The sequence below is a fragment of the Streptomyces sp. T028 genome (genome assembly GCF_048159505.1).
Lineage (GTDB): Bacteria > Actinomycetota > Actinomycetes > Streptomycetales > Streptomycetaceae > Streptomyces.
Genome location: NZ_JBLRVZ010000006.1, coordinates 33725 through 53111, shown reverse-complemented (window position 1 = coordinate 53111; position 19387 = coordinate 33725). Strand labels below are relative to the sequence as shown.

The window sequence follows — 19387 nt, the reverse complement described above, 5'->3', positions numbered from 1 at the left end:
GCCCGGAGCCACCCTCGGACCCGCACCAGGCACGGCCCTCTCAGGTCTGCCGCGGTGTGCTCCTGATCACCGCGAAGCGTGCCCCGTACGGGTCGGCCAGGCGGGCCATGCGGCCGACGCCCTCGACGTCCGCCGCCGGCATCCGGACCGCGCCACCGCGCGCCTCCGCCTCGGCGGCGACCGCGTCCACGTCCGCGACCTCGAAGTACGGCAGCCAGTACGCCCCGTCCCGCGCCTCGGTCGGGTCGTCGGCCAGTGCCACGAAGCCGCCGAACATGGCGTCCTCGCCCTCGTGTGCGGGGTTGACGCAGGTGTACACGCCGCCGGGGAAGGGGACCGCGGAGGTCTCCAGACCCAGCGTCGTGCGGTAGAAGACGGCCGCCGCGGCTATGTCCGGCGTGTACAGCTCCACCCAGCACAGCGAGCCGGGTTCGCCGGCCATGTCCACGCCCTTGTTCCGCCCCGGCTGCCAGAGGCCGAAAGGCACCCCCGCCGAGTCGGCGACGATCGCCATCATGCCCTGCCCCATCACGTCCATCGGCGCGAAGAGCACCCGGCCGTGGGCCTGTTCGGCGGCCTTGGCGGTGGCGTCCACGTCCGACGACTGGAAGTACACCGTCCAGGACGGGGGACCCTGCGCGGGCGTGGTCTGCATTCCGCCCGCCACGGTCCTGCCCTCCGACTGGAAGAAGCCGTACCCCTCCGCGTCCGGCCCCGCGGACTCGAACCGCCAGCCGAACAGTGCGCCGTAGAAGGAGGTGGCGCCGTCGATGTCGGGCGTGCCGAGGTCGATCCAGTTCGGAGCGCCGTCGACGAAACGGGTGGTGAGCATCTCCGCCCTCCTCACAGGGGTCCCGTTGCCTGCACTGCCGAGTCTTGCACCGCCCACTGACAATCGCCGCCGGAGTGCGGCAACGGCTCGCACGGACTTTCCCTTACCATCGGTAACCGTTTCAGTTCTTTGTGTCCCTGTGAGTTCCGCGCGCCGCCGTGCGCAGGAGCCGGTCCGCGCGTCATCATCAGGGCGGCCGGAGGCCCTCGCCCGGTGCGTATATCCGGCGTTGATCGAACGTTTTTCGCCGCAGGGCACGATCCTGGCCATGCATACCGACACGATCCCCACACCCGACCTCGGCTGGCAGCGGGAGGCGCTGTGCGCGCAGACCGGGGCGGACTTCTTCTTCCCGGAGCCCGGCAGCTCGGTGCGCGAGGCCAAGCGCATCTGCGGCATGTGCGACATGCGCGTGGCCTGTCTCCAGTACGCCCTGGCCAACGACGAGCGCTTCGGCGTCTGGGGCGGCCTGTCCGAGAAGGAACGCCTGCAGATCAGGCGCACGTCCTGCTGACCCGTCATCGGGCGGTGGGCTGTGAAGGCGCCTCGAAAATCCGGGCGACCGCGTCGCGGGGGTGCGGTTAGGATCCGGGGGCGCCTCCGGACGTAGCGCAGAGGCAGTCGCGCCGGCTTGCTCAGCCGGATACGCCGGTTCGAATCCGGTCGTCCGGGCGCGGAACGGTCCTGTAGAGCAGAGGCAGACTCGCCACCCTCTCAAGGTGGATACGCCGGTTCGAATCCGGCCGGGACCACGGTACGGCGAGCACGGGGCGGGGACGGATGGGCGAGGAGAGCACGGTCACGGCGGTCGACCCGCCGGTCACCGAGGCGGAACTGGCCGCATTCCACGTGGTCGTGGGCAAGCTGCGCGCCCTGCCCGTCGACGATCCCGTACGGCTGTGCGCCGAGCAGGTCGCCGCGTCCTTCGCGCGCGACGGACGGCTGCGTCGGCGCAAGGCCCGCGGCGCCGAGCTGTCGGCCGCCGACGCCGCCGCGATGGCCGCGACCGCCACCGGTGCCCCGGAGCGGCGCGAGGACGCGCCCCTGACCGGAGCCGACACCGGCGGCGGAGGCGTCTTCCTGCGGCCACGTACCTGCTACGTCTGCAAGTCGCCGTATCGACAGGTCGACACCTTCTACCACCGGCTCTGCCCTGGATGCGCCGCCGACAACACCACCCGCCGCGCCCTGAGCACCGATCTGCGCGGGCGCCGCGTCCTGCTGACCGGCGGACGCGTGAAGATCGGCTTCCATCTGGCGCTGATGATGCTGCGGGACGGCGCGGAGGTCGTCGTCACCTCCCGGTTCCCGCACGACACCGTGCGCCGCTTCCACGCCGAACCGGGCAACGGGGCCTGGCGGGACCGGCTCACCGTGCTCGCCGTCGACCTGCGCGACCCGCGCCAGGTGCTCGGCCTGTGCGAGGACCTGCGCGCGGAGGGGCGGCCCCTCGACGTCCTCGTCAACAACGCGGCCCAGACCGTACGCCGCCCTCCGGAGTCGTACGCCCTCCTCGCGGCCGGCGAGGTCGGCGCGCTGCCCGAAGGGGCGCGGCAGGCCCCCGGGTTCGCGCCGATGCGCATGCTCACCGGCGGGGCCGCCTCGCTGCCCGCCGCCCTGCGCGAGGCCGACGAGGCCGGACTGCTGCCCGACCCGTCCCCGGAGAACTCCTGGTCGGCGAGGCTCGGCGCGCTCGACCCGGCCGAGGTCCTGGAGACCCAGCTCGTCAACGCCCTCGCGCCCGCGCTGCTGTGCGACCGGCTGCTGCCGCTGCTGCTCGCCTCCCCGCACCCGCGCCGGTACGTCGTCAACGTCACCGCCGTCGAGGGCCGGTTCGCCGTGCGCAACAAGATGCCGGGGCATCCGCACACCAACATGGCCAAGGCCGCCCTCAACATGCTCACCCGCACCAGCGCCGCCGAACTCGCCGCCCAGGGCGTCCACATGTGCGCCGTCGACACCGGCTGGATCACCGACGAGAACCCGGCACCGAAGAAGGCCCGCATGGCGGGCGCCGGCTTCCGCACCCCGCTCGACATCGTCGACGGCGCGGCCCGGGTGTACGACCCGATCGTGCGCGGCGAGGCCGGCGACCCGGTGTCGGGCGTGTTCCTGAAGGACTACCGGGAGGCGGAGTGGTGAGCGAGGAGAACACGGCGGCCGGGCCCGGGTCGGGGACGGGTTCGGCCGGAGGCGAGCCGGTGGGCGAGCGGGTGAGCCTTCAGGCCCGCTTCGCCGGAGTGCCCCACGTCGTTCCGCGCCCCCTCGCCGATCTCGCCCCGCTGCTCGACTGGCTGCGCGCCGGGCGTCCGGCGGCAGAGCGGCAGGACTTCACGGCCGGGTCCGCGCTGCCGGACGGCCGCCTGGACCTGTGCAAACAAGGGCTGGGCGCAGCGGGAGCCGCGCTGATCGCCGAGGCCCTGGCCGACGGCCCGACGCCGGTACGGCATCTGCTGCTGGGCACCGACGCCCTCGGTGACGACGGCGCCGCCACCGTGGCCGGTACGGGCGCGCCGGTCGAGACGCTCTACCTCGGCTGCAACGGCATCACCGCCGGCGGCGCCTGCCGGATCGCCGACCAGCTGCGCGCCTCGCCGCAGGTCGTCACCGGCGTCTGGCTCAAGCGCAACCCGCTGGGCGGCGGGGGAGGACGGGCGGCCGCCGAACTCATCGAGTCCGCACGAACTTTGCGCACCCTCGACCTGGTCCAGACGGGCCTCGACCCGTCCGGCGCCGCACGGCTCGCCGACGCGCTGCTGGCCGCCGCGGACGGCGGACGGCGCATCGAGCGGCTCTTCGCCGGCGGCAATCCGCTGGGCGAACCGGGCGCCGAGGCACTCGCCGCGGTGATCGCCGCCGGGGCGATCGACGAGCTCTACGTGTCGGCCGCCCGGCTGGGCGACGCCGGCGCCCTCCGTCTCGCCGATGCACTGTCCCGGGCGCCGTACGGGCGGCTCACCCGGCTGTCCGTCGCCAGCAACGGCATCGGACCGCAGGCCGCCGCCCGGCTGGTCGACGCGGCCACCGCCGCCGGGGTCACCCTGCTGGACCTCGGCCGGGTCCGCGCCGCCGCCGTGCTCGGCGCGGCCGACAACCGGCTCGACCTGGAGGCCGCCGACAGCATCGGGCGGACGCTGGCGGTCGGCGAACACCGTCTCGCCCACCTGTTCCTGCGCCACACGGGCCTGCGCAGCCGCGAGGCCCACCGCCTGCTCGACCACGCACCCCGTGCCGCCACGCCCACCCGCTTCGTCCTCGGCCAGTCCATCGCGACCAGCATCAAGCGCCGCCTGACGGCCCTCAGCACCCACGTCCCGCCCCCGATCGTGCCGGCCGACGTCGCCGCCGTACGCAGTGTCCACCGCACGGCCCCGCCCGCCCCGGACGAGCCCTCGACCGAGGGCTGACCCAGCCACCCGCCCACAGCGCAAGCGCACGCCGCCCCCCCCGCTCTCCGTACCCCATGCCACAGCCCCCCCGTGCGACGCCTCCCCCAGCACCTCATTGGTAGCAGGCCCCACTGACAACGGCCCAAGGCATTACGCTCCGAGGCAAGGGCGGGGCCGTAGCGCAGAGGCAGCCGCACCGGTCTCCAAAACTGGAACACGCTGGTTCGAATCCAGCCGCCCCGCCCCCCTCGGCCCTGCTCAGGCGATGGCGCCTGCCGTCATCAGCAGCTCAGGTGCCGTCCCGTGGAAGGTCTCGGCGATCTGGGCCGGCACGGCCCAGGCCTCCGCGCGGTCGCCGAGGTGGTCGCGGACGAGCGGGCACAGCGCGTCCTCGGCGTCGGGGGCGCGGGCGGGGAACATCGGGTGGCCCATGGCCAGGACTTCGAGGTCGCGGACAGCCGGGCAGTCGGGGCGTACCGACAGCACCCAGCGGGTGTAGCCGGGCAAGGGCTGCTCGGCGTGCGCCTCGGCGGCCGTCGTCCGGTCGTCCGGGGTGATCACCATGGAGCAGGCCGCGCGGGCCCGGGACATGGAGTCCACCGCGCGCAGGGCGCCGACGAGGCCGTGGCGGACGTAGGTCTCGGGGATCTCGGGTTCCTCGCCCGCCGGCGTGCGATCCACCGGGACGGGTGCCGTGCGGCCGGGGCCCGAAGGGCAGCCCGCGGACGACGGCCCGCCGCAGGCCCGCGTTCCGGCCGAGGTGGGGCCAGAGCAGCGTGTTCAGCTGCGGGTCGTCCAGTTCCAGCAACCACAGTGCGACGGACGCCGGTACGGGGGACCAGGTCCACGCCCGTCGGATCCGTCGCCGGGCGAGTCGGCATGGCGGCATGATGCCGCAGCGCACCGACAGGGCGCACCGCTGTTTCGATGCGCCCCGCTCAAGGTGGCTCACGCCCGGGGATCAGGCTCCGGCGCGCGCTGCCATCCGCGCCTTGCGCGCCGCCAGCTTCTCGTCGAACTTCGCGGCCTCCGAGTCCAGGCCGCCCATGAACAGACCCAGCTCCTCCTGGGCCTGGCGGCCCTCGGCGCCGAGGCCGTCGATGTCCATGACCTTGAGGTGGCGCAGGACGGGCTGGAGCACGTCGTCGTGGTGGATGCGCAGGTTGTAGACCTCGCCGATGGCCATCTGCGCGGCGAACCGCTCGAAGCCGGGCATGCCGTGGCCGGGCATGCGGAAGTTCACGATGACGTCCCGCACGGCCTGCATCGTGAGGTCGGGGGCGAGCTCGAAGGCGGCCTTCAGCAGGTTGCGGTAGAAGACCATGTGCAGGTTCTCGTCGGTCGCGATCCGGGCCAGCATGCGGTCGCAGACCGGGTCACCGGACTGGTGGCCGGTGTTGCGGTGCGAGATGCGGGTCGCGAGCTCCTGGAAGGCGACGTAGGCGACCGAGTGCAGCATCGAGTGCCGGTTGTCCGACTCGAAGCCCTCGCTCATGTGCGTCATCCGGAACGCTTCCAGCTTGTCCGGGTCCACCGCGCGCGAGGCGAGCAGGTAGTCGCGCATCACGATGCCGTGGCGGCCCTCCTCGGCGGTCCAGCGGTGCACCCAGGTGCCCCAGGCGCCGTCCCGGCCGAACAGGCTGGCGATCTCGTGGTGGTAGCTGGGGAGGTTGTCCTCGGTGAGGAGGTTCACCACGAGGGCGATCCGGCCGATCTCGGTGACCTTGGACTGCTCCTTGTCCCAGGCCTCCCCGTCCTCGAAGAGGGCGGGGAAGTTGCGGCCGTCGCTCCAGGGCACGTACTCGTGCGGCATCCAGTCCTTGGCGACCTTCAGATGCCGGTTGAGTTCCGTCTCGACCACTTCCTCGAGCGCGTACAGCAGCTTGGCGTCGGTCCAGACGGCAGGGCTGCCGAGGTGAGGGGAGGTGATCGTCACGAGGTACTCCAGGGGACAGGAAAACGGAGCGGGACACTCCGGCGAGCGAAGCCGGAACCTACGGGATCGTAGGCTACGAACCCGTAGGTTACGAAGCCGTAGGTTAAGGGCGCTGTAAAGATCGCTGCTCAGCCAGGCTCCCCAAGGGATTTCGAGCGGCGCCGAACACCCCCGGGATCCGCAGGTCCCAGGGCTGAAAAGGTGATCCGGTCACCTGGTCAGGCGTACAGCTCCCGCAGTCGCACCGAGAGGCATGTCACACAACCTTCGAGCTTCTCGAACTCGCTGATGTCGACCATGACCGGCTCGAAGCCGAGGTCGGCGAAGAGCTCCGCCGACTTGGGCGCGGCGGCCGACATGAGCAGCTCGGGGCCGCCCAGGAGCACGACGTGCGAGCCGGCCTCCTCGGGCACCGACAGGAACCGGGGGAACAGTGAGGGCCTGTCCACCTTCGGGATGTGCCCGATCACCGTGCCGTCGGGCAGCGCGGTGACCGCCGACTTCAGATGCAGCACCTTGCTCACCGGCACGCCGACCACCCGCGCCCCGAGCGGCTCGAACGCGGCGCGCACCTGCTGCAGCCCGGCGGCGTTGGTCCGCCCCCCGCGGCCGACGTAGATCGTGTCGCCGACCTTCAGCACGTCGCCGCCGTCCAGTGTGCCCGGCTCCCAGATCCAGTTCACCGAGCAGCCCAGGCGCGCCACGGCCTCCTCGACCCCGTCGGTCTCGTCGCGCCGGGACTCGGCTCCGGGGCGCGCGATCAGGGCCACGTTCTTGTACATGACCACCGTGTCCTCGACGAACACGGAGTCCGGGCAGTCGTCGGCCGGGTCGACCTCGATCGTCTCCCAGCCGTGCGCGCGCAGCGTCTCCGTGTACGCCTCCCACTGCTCGACGGCGAGGTCCACATCGATCTTCTCGCGCTCGACATGGGTCACCAGCCCTTCGGCCAGGCGGGGGCTCGGGCGGCGGACGAGGGCTTTCCTGCTGGGCACGGACGGGTCTCCGAATCGGCGGTGGCTGGGGCCCGCCGGCGGATCGCGCCGCGGGTCCGACCGGCGCCCCTGACACGGCGCCGGTCGCCATCATGCAGCGCGGGCCCACCAGGACAAAACCCCTGTCGCCCGCCTGTGCCCCTCCTGAGACCGCCCGTCGGCCAGGCCCTACGCCAGGCCCTACGCCGGGTCCGTCACCTCCTCGAGGCTGCTCTCGCGCAACTCCCCGTCCAGCAGCAGCCAGCGGGTGATCCCGAGCGACTCCAGGAACGGCAGATCGTGACTGGCCACGACGAGGGCGCCCTCGTAGGACTCCAGGGCCGTGGTGAGCTGCCGCACGCTCGCCATGTCGAGGTTGTTCGTCGGCTCGTCCAGCATCAGCAGCTGTGGCGCCGGCTCGGCGAGCATCAGCGCCGCCAGGGCCGCCCGGAAGCGCTCCCCGCCCGACAGGGTCCCCGCGTTCTGGTCGGCGCGGGCGCCCCGGAACAGGAAGCGGGCGAGCCGGGCCCGTACCCGGTTGTTGGTGGCGGCCGGTGCGAACCGCGCCACGTTCTCGGCGACCGTCAGCGTGTCGTCGAGGACGTCCAGGCGCTGTGGCAGGAAACGCAGCGGCACGTGCGCGTGGGCCTCGCCCGCGAGCGGCGCCAGCTCCCCGGCGATCGTGCGCAGCAGGGTCGTCTTGCCGGCGCCGTTGCGGCCGACCAGCGCCACCCGCTCCGGGCCGCGCAGATCGAAACCGCCCGCCACGCGCGCGCCGTACGCGAGTTCCAGGTCCCGCAGGGTGAGCACCTCACGCCCCGGCGGGACGGCCGTGTACGGCAGCTCGACGCGGATCTCGTCGTCGTCCCGTACGGCCTCCACGGCCTCGTCGAGCCGTTCCCTGGCCTCGGTGAGGCGCTCCTCGTGCAGGATGCGGTGCTTGCCCGCGGACTCCTGCGCCGACCGTTTGCGCGCCCCCATGACGATCTTCGGCTCGCGTTTCTGGTCGGACATCTTCTGCCCGTAGCGCTTGCGGCGGGCGAGTTTGACCTGGGCGTCGGCCAGTTCGCGTTTCTGCCTGCGCAGATCGGCCTCGGCGACGCGCACCATGCGCTCGGCGGCGTCCTGCTCGGTGGCGAGGGCCGCCTCGTAGGCGGAGAAGTTGCCGCCGTACCAGGTGATCTCCCCGCCGTGCAGATCGGCGATCTGGTCGACGAGCTCCAGCAGTTCCCGGTCGTGGCTGACCACGACCAGCACGCCCGGCCAGGTCTCCACGGCCGCGTACAGCCGTCTGCGGGCGTACAGGTCGAGGTTGTTGGTGGGCTCGTCGAGCAGCAGGACGTCCGGGCGGCGCAGCAGCAGCGCGGCCAGCCGCAGCAGGACGGACTCGCCGCCGGACACCTCGCCGACGGTGCGGTCCAGGCCGATGTGGCCGAGGCCGAGTTCGCCGAGGGTCGCCAGGGCGCGCTCCTCCACGTCCCAGTCGTCGCCGACGGCCTCGAAGTGCTCCTCCGAGACGTCCCCGGCCTCGATGGCGTGCAGGGCGGCGCGCTGTACGGCGACACCGAGGACGTCGTCGACCCGCAGACCGGTGTCGAGCGTGACGTTCTGCGGGAGGTGGCCGACCTCGCCGGCGACCCGTACGGCACCGTCGGCCGGGGTCAGCCGCCCGGCGATCAGCTTCAGCAGGGTCGACTTGCCGGAGCCGTTGACGCCGACGAGCCCGGTCCGGCCGGGACCGAAGGAGACGTCCAGGCCCTCGAAGACGGACGTGCCGTCGGCCCAGGAGAAGGCGAGGGAGGAACAGGTGATGGATCGTGTCAAAGGGGCCTCGCGGTGTGCGTGTGCGGTCAGGGGCATACGCGTGTCGAGACACCGGAGGGCGGCGACCACCGCGGGAGCGGGGGCGGGAGCAGGAGCGCGTGGGCATGCGAAGAGCCCTGTTGCGCAAGGACGGCTCGAAACGCCGAGGTCGCACGCAAGCGCCCGCACGGGTGCGGGGCGTGGTGTCTCAGGACCTCAGACGAGCAACGTCCTTCTCCAATCGACGGCAACAGGACCGCTCCAGACGATAGGAGGGGCCGGGAGCGCCGTCAAAGGATTAAAACGAGCCGTTCACGGCTCAGCAGGCGTCCCGCATCAGCTCCGCCAGGTCGTGGTCCAGATCCAGCTGGAGGTGTTCCAGACCGGCCGGCACGAGCTCGCCGGTGGCCCGCAGGAAGCGGCGGACGTCCGACGAGTGGACGTGCACGACGGCGGTGCCCTCGGGGGCGTGGAACTCCAGCACCGTGCGGTCGTACCCGAAGGGGCGGACGCGGACGTCCCCGTGGCCCTCGGACCGCTCCAGGCCGGCGGAGAGCAGCTCACGGGCGAACGTCCAGCAGACCTCGACGCCCTCCAGGGTCGCGGGGGCGGGGAAGGTCATGCGGACGGCGAACGGATCGCTGCGGTCGTAGTGCAGCATGGCGGGGATGCTCGGCATCCGAGGCGCGGCGGCGACCAGGCGGGCCTCAACGGGCTGCTCGATGACGGTGGACAACGCCTTGCTCCCTTGCTGACGACGGGACGGACCTCCGGCCGGACGGGACCGGATACAGGAAGAGACGCTGGAACCGGCCGATCCGTGCACACCGATGGCGAGTGACCTCGGTCACCGCCTTCATGCACGGGAGTGACACACCTCTCCTGCCGTGCCGGGCAGGGCCGTTGAGGCGGCCGAGGGCCTCTGGACGCGACCGGGGCCGTGGGCTAGCTTCCCCCGCCATGAGGCGCTTGGGGAAGACGCGACGCACGGTAAGGACGGTAAGAACCGCACGGGGGAGGGCGTGGGCCGCCGCGGCGGCCTGCGCGGCGGCGCTGGCCACGCTGCCCGCGGCACCGGCCCAGGCCCAGGCCCGGGTTCATGGCGATCCGCACTGGGCATCGAAGGATACCGGCATGACCTCCGTACGTCTGCGTGGGCTGTCCGCGGTCGACCGGCGTACCGCGTGGGTGTCCGGCACGCAGGGCACGGTGCTGCGTACCACCGACGGCGGGGCGAGCTGGCGGAACGTCTCTCCGCCCGGCGCCGCCGACCTGCAGTTCCGTGACATCGAGGCGTTCGACGCGCGCCGGGCGGTGGTGCTGGCGATCGGCGAGGGCGAGGCCTCGCGCGTGTACCGCACCGACGACGGGGGAGCGACCTGGAAGGAGTCCTTCCGCAACACCGACGCGAAGGCGTTCTACGACTGCATGACCTTCTTCGACCGCCGGCACGGCCTCGCGATGAGCGACCCGGTGGACGGGAAGTTCCGCATCCTGTCGACGGGGGACGGCGGCCGGTCCTGGAAGGTGCTGCCCGACACCGGCATGCCGGCCGCCCTGGACGGCGAGGCGGGCTTCGCCGCCAGTGGCCAGTGTCTGGTCTCCGCCGGGCCGAAGGACGTGTGGCTGGCCACCGGCGGAGCGGCACGCGCGCGTGTACTGCACTCCTCCGACCGGGGACTGACCTGGACGGCCGCCGACACCCCCGTCCCGGCGGGCGATCCCGCGCGCGGGGTGTTCGCCCTGGCCTTCCGCGACCGCACGCACGGTCTCGCCGTCGGCGGCGACTACCGCGCCGACCAGCCCTCCCCGGACGCCGCCGCCTCCACCGGCGACGCGGGCCGCACCTGGCGCCCCGCGGCGACCCCGCCGCCCGCCTACCGCTCCGGCGTGACCTGGCTCCCGCACAGCCGCACCGCCGCCCTCGCCGTCGGCCCCACGGGCACCGACCTGACCGCCGACGCCGGCCGCACCTGGCGCACCCTCGGCACCGGCTCGTACGACACCGTGGACTGCGCCCCCGACGGCGGCTGCTGGGCCGCGGGCGAACAAGGGCGGGTGGCCCGCCTGGAGAGCTGACCGGATCGGGGTACCCGGACCGCGTAGGCGAAAGGGCCGCGCACGCGGAAGGAGTGAGCGCACATGCCACGAGGTTCGAGCCCCAAGCGGGAACGCCAGTACGAGCACATCAAGGAGAGCGCGCGGGACCGGGGCGAGAGCCCCCGCCGCGCCGAGGAGATCGCCGCGCGGACGGTCAACAAGGAACGCGCCCGAGCCGGCGAGTCGAAGACCGCGAGCCGCACGTCCACCGAGGACATGTCGTCCGGCAGGCGGGGCGGGCTGCGGTCCGGCAAGGGCTCCCAGGGGCCGACGTACGACCAGCTCTACGAGGAGGCCAGGCAGCGCGGCATCAAGGGCCGTTCGGACATGAACAAGAGTCAGCTGCAGCGCGCCCTGGGCGGCCGGAAGAGCTGACGGGCCGCCGGGAACCCGATCGCGGGCACGCGCACGTGAGCCGTACGCTCGTCACCACCATGACGACCGTAGACATTCCCGCGGGCTGGCCCGCGACCGAGGAGGAGGCCCGCGCCGTCCAGGACGAGCTGCGGGCCCGCGTGGTGCTCGACGAGCCCGGCCCGCCGCCCGGGACCGGGCATGTCACGGGGGTCGACGTCGCCTACGACGACGAGCGGGACGTCGTCGCCGCGGCGGCCGTCGTGCTGGACGCGGGGAGCCTCGACGTCCTCGCCGAGGCCACCGCCGTCGGCCGGATCTCGTTCCCGTACGTGCCCGGGCTGCTCGCCTTCCGCGAGATCCCGACCGTGCTGGCCGTCCTCGACGCCCTGCCCGTCCCGCCCGGCCTGGTCGTCTGCGACGGCTACGGCCTCGCCCACCCGCGCCGTTTCGGCCTCGCGAGCCACCTCGGAGTCCTCACCGGCCTGCCCACGATCGGCGTCGCGAAGAACCCGTTCACCTTCACGTACGACGATCCGGACGCGCCGCGCGGATCCTCCTCGCCGCTCCTCGCGGGCGCCGAGGACGTGGGACGCGCCCTGCGCACCCGGCAGGGTGTCAAACCGGTCTTCGTCTCCGTCGGCCACCGCACGACCCTGGACACCGCCTGCGCCCACACCCTCGCCCTCACCCCGCGGTTCCGCCTCCCGGAGACGACCCGCAGGGCGGACGCGCTGTGCCGCCGGGCACTCCACGAGGCGACGGGCCACCCCTGACGGGCCACCCCTGACGGGTCGTACGGTCACCGCGTCTGAGTACGTCGTCTGAGTATCCGTACGGATGTGGGCACCGCCCCCCGACGGCGAGGCTGTGCCCATGACAACGCACCGCGCCCCGAAGCCCCTCGTCGACCCGAACCGCCCCGTCGAGCGTGCCGTGAACCTCGCCCTGATCCTCGGGGCGCTCGCGGGCCTCGGCTGGATCGTCGGAATGATCTACACGCTCGTCCAGTGGCCGATGTGAGGCTTCGGAGACAGCCCTTCAGCGGGTCGCCGCCACCCGGAAGCGGATGCCCGCGCGGATCAGCCGCTCGGTCAGCGCGTCGCCCATCGCCACCGCCGTGGTGACCTGCCCCGCCGTCGGCGGCAGGTCGTCGCAGGCGAGCGCGAGCGCGCCCTCGGCGAACATCTTGGCCGTCTCGTCGTAGCCGGGGTCGCCGCCCGAGACCTCCGTGAGCACCCGCCGGCCGCCGCCCTCGCCGACGAACCTGACCGAGAACCAGCTGCGTGCCCGCTTCTCGGCGCTCGGCCCCTCCCCGGGCTTGAGGCGGTCCGACAGCCAGCGCCGGGCGGGCGGCAGCTGGGCTGCGGCGACGACCGTCCCGACGGCCGCGACCCCGCCCACGGCGACCGGAAGCCGTCGTACGGCCGCGAAGTGGCGGTAGCGGAAATCGGGGCCGTACCGTTCCAGCGCCTTCGCCGACCGGCACACGATCTGCGGGTCCACCGTCGGCAGCGGCAGCGCCCAGGCGCCGACCTCCGGGGCGAACCGGGGCACGCCCGCCGGTGCCGACGCCCGTCGGCCCATCAGACGGGGCTCGTGCCGACGTCGGTCCCGCGCGGCGGCGGCCACCTGCCTCCCGCGCGCGAACTGGCCGAGCGCGGACGCGAGCGTCCCGCCCGAGAACGTCGCGTCCACGCTCACGAACCCGTCCACCGTCAACGGCACGCCCACGGGCAGCTGCCGGACGGTGAAGTACACGCCGAGGTCGTGCGGGACGGAGTCGAAGCCGACGGCGTGCACCAGCCGCGCGCCCGTCTCCCGCGCGCGGGCGTCGTGCCGGACGTACATCAGATCCAGGAACTCCGGCTCGCCGCTGAGGTCCAGATAGTCGGCGCCGGTGTCCGCGCAGGCGGCGACGAGCTCCTCGCCGTACTCGACGTAGGGGCCGACGGTCGTGGCCACCACGCGCGCGTGCTCCGCGAGGGCGCGCAGCGACGCCGGGTCCGAGACGTCGGCCGTCAGCACCCCGGGCGCCCCGCCGAGCCGCTCGCGCAGCCGCTCCAGCTTCTCCTCGTCGCGGCCGGCGATCGCCCAGCGCAGATCCCCGGGTGCGTGGGCGGCGAGGTACTCGGCGGTGAGCGTCCCGACGAATCCGGTCGCCCCGAAGAGCACGATGTCGTAGGGACGGTCCGCCCTCTTTAGCCTGCTCATGACACCCCTTGCCCGTTCATGACACCTCTTGGTCCCGCAGCCCGCGCCGCCGTCGGTGGCTGAGGCTAGCGTGAGGAGTGCGCAGGCCGACGACGAGCCCGGAGGCAGCAGGTGGCGGTGGACCGGAACGCCCTGAAGAAGTGGGAGAAAGTACGCGAGTTCGCGCTCGGGCTGCCGGGCGCGACCGAGGAGTTCCCCTGGGGCGGGACGGTCGCCAAGGTCAACAGGAAGGTGTTCGTCTTCCTCGGCGTCGACGACGGCGGTCACCCGCTGGGTGTCACCGTCAAGCTACGCGACGAGACGGCCCACGCGCACGCGCTGGCCGCCCCGGGCGCCGAACCCGCCGGGTACGGCCTGGGGAAGGCGGGCTGGGTGAGCGTCTCTGACTGGCTTAGTGATCCCCCGTGTTGCTCAGTGTTACTCAGGGATGTGAGCCAATCGCCTTCGTGCCCTGGTGCCGGTCGTCAAGGCGATCGGCCCGCGTGGCACGTCCCTCCGGACGCTGGTCGGTCCAGCTTGCACGGCTATGGGACCGAGGAGGGTGCCCGACGTCGCCTGGGCGCCGGGCGTGCGTGTGACACTCTGCCACAGGAACGCTACGGATCGCTAATCCGGCTGAGCGGAGCTGGACGCCCGCTGAGCGACGTCTCGGCGCACGCCGGGTGACGACGGCGACGTGCCCGTCAGGGGCCTCGGCCGTAAACTGGCTAAGCGCTTGCTCGCTCCGCTCTTGTGTCCACTGGAACACGTTCTTGACATCGCGGGTGTTACATCGGTTGTGTCACAGCAAGGGGGCTGGATGACGACGGGACACACGGCCGGGCACGGCCCGCTCGCCGGTGTGCGCGTGGTGGAACTCGCCGGGATCGGCCCCGGCCCCTTCGCCGCGATGCTGCTGGCCGACCTCGGCGCCGACGTCGTCCGCGTGGACCGCCCCGGCGGCACCTCCCTCGCCGTCGACCCGGCGTACGACGTCACCAACCGCAACAAGCGCTCGGTCGTGATCGACCTCAAGGCGCCGGACGGCCCCGCGCGCGTGCTCGACCTCGCCGCCCGTGCCGACGTGCTGATCGAGGGCAACCGGCCCGGCGTCGCCGAGCGACTCGGCGTCGGCCCCGAGGACTGCCACGCCCGCAACCCCCGGCTGGTCTACGGCCGGATGACCGGCTGGGGCCAGGAGGGCCCCCTTGCCCACCGCGCGGGCCACGACATCACCTACATCGCGCTCACCGGCACCCTCGGCATGATCGGCGCCCCGGACGGCCCGCCGCCCGCCCCCGCCAACCTGCTCGGCGACTACGCGGGCGGCTCCCTCTACCTGGTCGTCGGTGTCCTCGCCGCGCTCCACCACGCGCGCGTGAGCGGCACCGGCCAGGTCGTCGACGCGGCGATCGTGGACGGCACCGCCCATCTCTCGGCCATGATCCACGGCATGCTCGCGGCCGGCGGCTGGCGGGACCGGCGCGCCGCCAACCTCCTCGACGGCGGCTGCCCGTACTACGGCACCTACGAGACCGCCGACGGCGGGTACATGGCGGTCGGCGCCCTGGAGCCGCAGTTCTACGACGAGTTCACCGACCTCCTCGGCCTCGCGGACTTCCGCGACGCCCGTAAGGACTGGACACGCTGGGGGGAGCTGCGCGAGGCGGTGGCCGCCCGCTTCAGGGCCCGTACCCGGGACGAGTGGATGGCCCTCTTCGAGGGCTCCGACGCGTGCGTGGCCCCCGTGCTGTCGCTGCGCGAGGCCCCGCACCATCCGCACCTCGCGGCCCGCGGCACCTTCACCGACCACGGCGGCATCACCCAGCCGGCCCCCGCGCCCCGCTTCTCCGCCACCCCCACGGCCGTCCGCTCCGGCCCCGCGCAGCCCGGCGCAGACACCGGCGAGGTGGCCCGTGACTGGGACATACCGGGACTCGCGGACGACCTTGTGAAGACCCCCGTGAAGGACCTCCCGCACCAGGGCGACCGACCCGGTCCGGCCCACCCTCCCCGAAAGGCTTGACCAGTGAGCACCGAAGCGTACGTGTACGACGCGATCCGCACCCCGCGCGGGCGCGGCAAGGCGAACGGCGCCCTGCACGGCACGAAGCCCATCGACCTCGTCGTCGGCCTCATCCACGAGCTGCGGGGCCGCTTCCCGGGCCTCGACCCGGCCGCGATCGACGACATCGTCCTCGGCGTCGTCAGCCCGGTCGGCGACCAGGGCTCCGACATCGCGCGCACCGCCGCGATCATGGCGGGGCTCCCGGACACGGTGGCGGGCGTGCAGGAGAACCGCTTCTGCGCCTCGGGTCTGGAGGCGGTCAACCTGGCCGCCGCCAAGGTCCGTTCGGGCTGGGAGGACCTGGTCCTCGCGGGCGGTGTGGAGTCGATGTCCCGGGTGCCGATGGCCTCCGACGGCGGCGCCTGGTTCAACGACCCGATGACGAACCTGGCCGTCAACTTCGTGCCGCAGGGCATCGGCGCCGACCTCATCGCCACCATCGAGGGCTTCTCCCGCCGTGACGTCGACGAGTACGCGGCGCTGTCGCAGGAGCGGGCGGCGACGGCCTGGAAGCAGGGCCGCTTCGACCGCTCCGTCGTCCCGGTGAAGGACCGTGCCGGGCTGGTCGTCCTCGACCACGACGAGCACCCGCGCCCCGGCACCACCGCCGACTCCCTCGCCGCGCTCAAGCCGTCCTTCGCCGACATCGGCGAACTCGGCGGCTTCGACGCGGTGGCGCTCCAGACGTACCACTGGGTGGAGAAGATCGACCACGTCCACCACGCGGGCAACTCCTCCGGCATCGTCGACGGCGCCTCCCTCGTCGCCATCGGCTCCAGGGAGGTCGGCGAGCGCCACGGCCTCACCCCGCGCGCGCGGATCGTCTCCGCCGCCGTCTCCGGCTCCGAGCCGACCATCATGCTCACCGGCCCCGCCCCGGCCACCCGCAAGGCCCTCGCCAAGGCCGGCCTGACCATCGACGACATCGACCTCGTCGAGATCAACGAGGCGTTCGCCGCTGTCGTGCTGCGGTTCGTGAGGGAGATGGGCCTGTCCCTGGACAAGGTCAACGTCAACGGCGGCGCCATCGCCCTCGGCCACCCCCTCGGCGCCACCGGAGCGATGCTCCTCGGCTCCCTCGTCGACGAACTGGAGCGCCAGGACAAGCGCTACGGCCTCGCCACCCTCTGCGTCGGCGGCGGCATGGGCATCGCCACGATCGTCGAGCGCGTCTGACCACCCCAGCGGCACCTCACAGACTTCTACGGAGACCCCGTCATGACCGAGAGCACCACCATCCGCTGGGAACAGGACCGCACCGGCCTCGTCACCCTCGTCCTCGACGACCCGAACCAGTCCGCGAACACCATGAACGCGGCGTTCCGTGCCTCCCTCGCCGCGGTCACCGACCGCTTGGAGGCCGAGAAGGACACCATCCGGGGCATCATCGTCACCTCGGCCAAGAAGACCTTCTTCGCCGGCGGCGACCTGCGCGACCTGATCCGCGTCACCCCCGAGACCGCCCAGGAACTGTTCGACGGCGGCCTGGAGATCAAGCGCAACCTCCGCCGCATCGAGACCCTCGGCAAGCCCGTCGTCGCCGCCCTGGGCGGCGCGGCCCTCGGCGGCGGCTACGAACTCGCCCTCGCCTGCCACCACCGCATTGCCCTCGACGCCCCCGGCACCAAGATCGGCTGCCCCGAGGTCACCCTCGGCCTCCTCCCCGGAGGCGGCGGCGTCGTCCGCACCGTGCGCCTGCTCGGCATCGCCGACGCCCTGCTGAAGGTCCTCCTCCAGGGCACCCAGTACAGCCCGCACAAGGCCCTGCGGAACGGCCTGATCGACGACGTCGCCGCCACCCCCGAGGAACTCCTCGAAAAGGCCCGCGCCTTCGTCGACGCCCACCCCGAGTCCCAGCAGCCCTGGGACAAGCCGGGTTACCGCATCCCCGGCGGCACGCCCGCCAACCCGAAGTTCGCCGCCAACCTGCCCGCCTTCCCGGCGACCCTGCGCAAGCAGACCAACGGCGCCCCCTACCCGGCGCCGCGGGCCATCCTCGCCGCGGCCGTGGAGGGCGCCCAGGTCGACTTCGAGACCGCGCAGGTCATCGAGGCCCGCTACTTCGTCGAACTCGCGGCCGGCCAGACCTCGAAGAACATGATCCAGGCGTTCTTCTTCGACCTCCAGGCCGTCAACTCCGGCGCCAACCGCCCCCAGGGGATCGAACCCCGCCGGGTCCGCAAGGTGGCCGTTCTCGGCGCGGGCATGATGGGCGCCGGCATCGCCTACTCGTGCGCCCGCGCGGGGCTCGACGTCGTCCTCAAGGACGTCACCCCGGAGGCTGCCGCCAAGGGCAGGGGCTACTCCGAGAAGCTGTGCGCGAAGGCCGTCTCCCGGGGCCGTACGACCCAGGAGAAGGCGGACGCGCTGCTCGCCCGCATCACCCCCACCGCCGACCCCGCCGACCTGGCCGGCTGCGACGCCGTGATCGAAGCCGTGTTCGAGGACACCACCCTCAAGCACAAGGTCTTCCAGGAGATCGAGCAGGTCGTCGCCCCCGACGCCCTGCTGTGCTCCAACACCTCCACGCTCCCCATCACCGCACTCGCCGAGGGCGTGGAACGCCAGGCGGACTTCATCGGCCTGCACTTCTTCTCACCCGTCGACAAAATGCCGCTCGTCGAGATCATCAAGGGCGAACGCACCGGTGACGAGGCGCTCGCGCGCGCCTTCGACCTGGTCCGGCAGATCAGGAAGACGCCGATCGTCGTCAACGACTCGCGCGGCTTCTTCACCTCCCGGGTGATCGGCCACTTCATCAACGAGGGCGTCGCCATGGTCGGCGAGGGCATCGAGCCCGCCTCGATCGAGCAGGCGGCCGCGCAGGCCGGGTACCCGGCCAAGGTGCTGTCCCTGATGGACGAGCTGACCCTCACCCTTCCGCAGAAGATCCGGCGCGAGTCGAAGCGGGCCGCGGAGGAGGCGGGCGGCACCTGGACCGCGCACCCCGCCGAAGCCGTCATCGACCGCATGGTCGACGAGTTCGGCCGCCCCGGCCGCAGCGGGGGAGCGGGCTTCTACGACTACACCGAGGACGGCAGGCGCGGCGCGCTGTGGCCGGGCCTGCGCGAGCACTTCACGCGCGCGGGGAGCGAGATCCCGTTCCGGGACATGCAGGAACGCATGCTCTTCTCCGAGGCCCTCGACACCGTCAAGCTCCTCGAGGAGGGCGTCCTGACCTCCGTCGCCGACGCCAACATCGGCTCCCTGTTCGGCATCGGCTTCCCCGGCTGGACCGGCGGCGTCCTGCAGTACGTCAACGGCTACGACGGGGGCCTCGCCGGATTCGTGGCACGCGCGCGTGAGCTCGCCGGGCGCTACGGAGACCGCTTCACCCCGCCCGCGCTGCTGGTGGCGAAGGCGGAGCGGGGGGAGATCTTCACCGACGCCCGCTGACACCCCGCGCGCCGGACCCCGTAACCCCCCGAGGGTGTGCGGGGTTCGGCACGTGGGCCCCGCCGCGTAACGCTCCTCGCGCGCCGTCGCGGCACTCGTGGTGGTGTTCGACCACGCGTCCTACTCGTTCATGCCGGAGCTCCGGCGCGAACTCGTGCCGCAGTTCAACACCAGCCGCTACGGCATCATGGTGTTCTTCCTCGTGAGCGGCTACATCATCCCCGCCTCGCTGGCGGTCCGACAGCACCAGAGATCGGCGACGGTCGCCGTCACCCTGGCCGTGCTCGCCGCCGTCGGCGCGCTCGCGCACCGGCCCGCTGATCGCGGTCGCCGCGGTCGCCC

General features: G+C 72.7%; 17 protein-coding genes, 3 tRNA genes and 1 pseudogene. 14 read left to right on the top strand and 7 right to left on the bottom strand.

Annotated features, from left to right (window positions below; genetic code table 11):
- Positions 1 to 40: 40 nt before the first annotated feature.
- The gene (locus tag ACLZN2_RS05960; protein WP_416977306.1) at positions 41 to 832 is read right to left on the bottom strand and encodes a VOC family protein; all 792 of its coding nucleotides are present in this window, start codon (positions 830 to 832) and stop codon (positions 41 to 43) included.
- Positions 833 to 1100: 268 nt separating this feature from the next.
- On the opposite strand from ACLZN2_RS05960, the gene ACLZN2_RS05955 reads away from it, so the two are divergent.
- The 6 genes from ACLZN2_RS05955 (at position 1101) to ACLZN2_RS05930 (ending at position 4465) form a co-directional block, all read left to right on the top strand.
- Positions 1101 to 1346: a WhiB family transcriptional regulator gene (locus tag ACLZN2_RS05955; protein WP_416977305.1), complete on the top strand. Its 246-nt coding sequence runs from the start codon at positions 1101 to 1103 to the stop codon at positions 1344 to 1346.
- An 86-nt stretch (positions 1347 to 1432) separates the two neighbouring features.
- Positions 1433 to 1504: transfer RNA gene (locus ACLZN2_RS05950), tRNA-Ser, on the top strand.
- 8 nt (positions 1505 to 1512) lie between these two features.
- Positions 1513 to 1584 (top strand) — tRNA-Glu (locus ACLZN2_RS05945).
- 28 nt (positions 1585 to 1612) lie between these two features.
- The gene (locus ACLZN2_RS05940; RefSeq protein ID WP_416977304.1) at positions 1613 to 2974 is read left to right on the top strand and encodes an SDR family NAD(P)-dependent oxidoreductase; all 1362 of its coding nucleotides are present in this window, start codon (positions 1613 to 1615) and stop codon (positions 2972 to 2974) included.
- The gene (locus tag ACLZN2_RS05935) at positions 2971 to 4239 is read left to right on the top strand and encodes a ribonuclease inhibitor (RefSeq protein ID WP_416977303.1); all 1269 of its coding nucleotides are present in this window, start codon (positions 2971 to 2973) and stop codon (positions 4237 to 4239) included. The genes ACLZN2_RS05940 and ACLZN2_RS05935 overlap by 4 nt, the downstream gene beginning before the upstream one ends.
- A gap of 150 nt (positions 4240 to 4389) precedes the next feature.
- Positions 4390 to 4465: transfer RNA gene (locus ACLZN2_RS05930), tRNA-Trp, on the top strand.
- 14 nt (positions 4466 to 4479) lie between these two features.
- Here the strand turns inward: ACLZN2_RS05930 and ACLZN2_RS05925 are convergent.
- The 5 genes from ACLZN2_RS05925 to ACLZN2_RS05905 all read right to left on the bottom strand — a co-directional run bounded on the left by ACLZN2_RS05925 (position 4480) and on the right by ACLZN2_RS05905 (position 9670).
- Entirely contained in the window at positions 4480 to 4902 is a 423-nt protein-coding gene (locus ACLZN2_RS05925) for a hypothetical protein (RefSeq protein ID WP_416977302.1), read from the bottom strand.
- Positions 4903 to 5182: 280 nt separating this feature from the next.
- Positions 5183 to 6157, bottom strand: a complete 975-nt coding sequence (locus ACLZN2_RS05920; RefSeq protein ID WP_416977301.1) for an acyl-ACP desaturase — start codon at positions 6155 to 6157, stop codon at positions 5183 to 5185.
- A gap of 218 nt (positions 6158 to 6375) precedes the next feature.
- A complete protein-coding gene (ddaH, locus tag ACLZN2_RS05915) occupies positions 6376 to 7152 on the bottom strand; it encodes a dimethylargininase (RefSeq protein ID WP_416977300.1) in 777 nt (258 codons plus the stop codon).
- Positions 7153 to 7332: 180 nt separating this feature from the next.
- Positions 7333 to 8955 carry an ABC-F family ATP-binding cassette domain-containing protein gene (locus tag ACLZN2_RS05910; RefSeq protein ID WP_416977299.1) on the bottom strand — a complete coding sequence of 541 codons (1623 nt, stop codon included), beginning with the start codon at positions 8953 to 8955 and terminating at the stop codon, positions 7333 to 7335.
- 298 nt (positions 8956 to 9253) lie between these two features.
- Positions 9254 to 9670 carry an SsgA family sporulation/cell division regulator gene (locus tag ACLZN2_RS05905; protein ID WP_416977298.1) on the bottom strand — a complete coding sequence of 139 codons (417 nt, stop codon included), beginning with the start codon at positions 9668 to 9670 and terminating at the stop codon, positions 9254 to 9256.
- A gap of 224 nt (positions 9671 to 9894) precedes the next feature.
- On the opposite strand from ACLZN2_RS05905, the gene ACLZN2_RS05900 reads away from it, so the two are divergent.
- From ACLZN2_RS05900 to mmpA, 4 genes are all read left to right on the top strand, one after another.
- Entirely contained in the window at positions 9895 to 11013 is a 1119-nt protein-coding gene (locus ACLZN2_RS05900; RefSeq protein WP_416977297.1) for a WD40/YVTN/BNR-like repeat-containing protein, read from the top strand.
- Positions 11014 to 11076: 63 nt separating this feature from the next.
- Positions 11077 to 11409 carry a plasmid stabilization protein gene (locus ACLZN2_RS05895; protein WP_416977296.1) on the top strand — a complete coding sequence of 111 codons (333 nt, stop codon included), beginning with the start codon at positions 11077 to 11079 and terminating at the stop codon, positions 11407 to 11409.
- Positions 11410 to 11468: 59 nt separating this feature from the next.
- On the top strand, positions 11469 to 12164 hold the full coding sequence (locus tag ACLZN2_RS05890; RefSeq protein ID WP_416977295.1) for an endonuclease V: 696 nt from the start codon (positions 11469 to 11471) through the stop codon (positions 12162 to 12164).
- Positions 12165 to 12264: 100 nt separating this feature from the next.
- Entirely contained in the window at positions 12265 to 12411 is a 147-nt protein-coding gene (gene mmpA / locus ACLZN2_RS05885) for a morphogenic membrane protein MmpA (RefSeq protein WP_416977294.1), read from the top strand.
- A gap of 18 nt (positions 12412 to 12429) precedes the next feature.
- On the opposite strand, the gene ACLZN2_RS05880 is transcribed toward mmpA, so the two are convergent.
- On the bottom strand, positions 12430 to 13602 hold the full coding sequence (locus ACLZN2_RS05880) for a saccharopine dehydrogenase family protein (RefSeq protein ID WP_416977293.1): 1173 nt from the start codon (positions 13600 to 13602) through the stop codon (positions 12430 to 12432).
- 111 nt (positions 13603 to 13713) lie between these two features.
- On the opposite strand from ACLZN2_RS05880, the pseudogene ACLZN2_RS05875 reads away from it, so the two are divergent.
- The 4 genes and pseudogenes from ACLZN2_RS05875 to ACLZN2_RS05860 form a co-directional block, all read left to right on the top strand.
- A pseudogene (locus ACLZN2_RS05875) lies at positions 13714 to 14043 on the top strand (MmcQ/YjbR family DNA-binding protein); the annotation flags it as partial.
- A gap of 358 nt (positions 14044 to 14401) precedes the next feature.
- Entirely contained in the window at positions 14402 to 15607 is a 1206-nt protein-coding gene (locus ACLZN2_RS05870) for a CaiB/BaiF CoA transferase family protein (protein WP_416977292.1), read from the top strand.
- Positions 15608 to 15610: 3 nt separating this feature from the next.
- Complete coding sequence (locus tag ACLZN2_RS05865) at positions 15611 to 16825, top strand: acetyl-CoA C-acetyltransferase (RefSeq protein ID WP_416977291.1); 1215 nt, start codon at positions 15611 to 15613, stop codon at positions 16823 to 16825.
- 42 nt (positions 16826 to 16867) lie between these two features.
- A complete protein-coding gene (locus tag ACLZN2_RS05860) occupies positions 16868 to 19045 on the top strand; it encodes a 3-hydroxyacyl-CoA dehydrogenase NAD-binding domain-containing protein (protein WP_416977290.1) in 2178 nt (725 codons plus the stop codon).
- Positions 19046 to 19387: the final 342 nt, after the last annotated feature.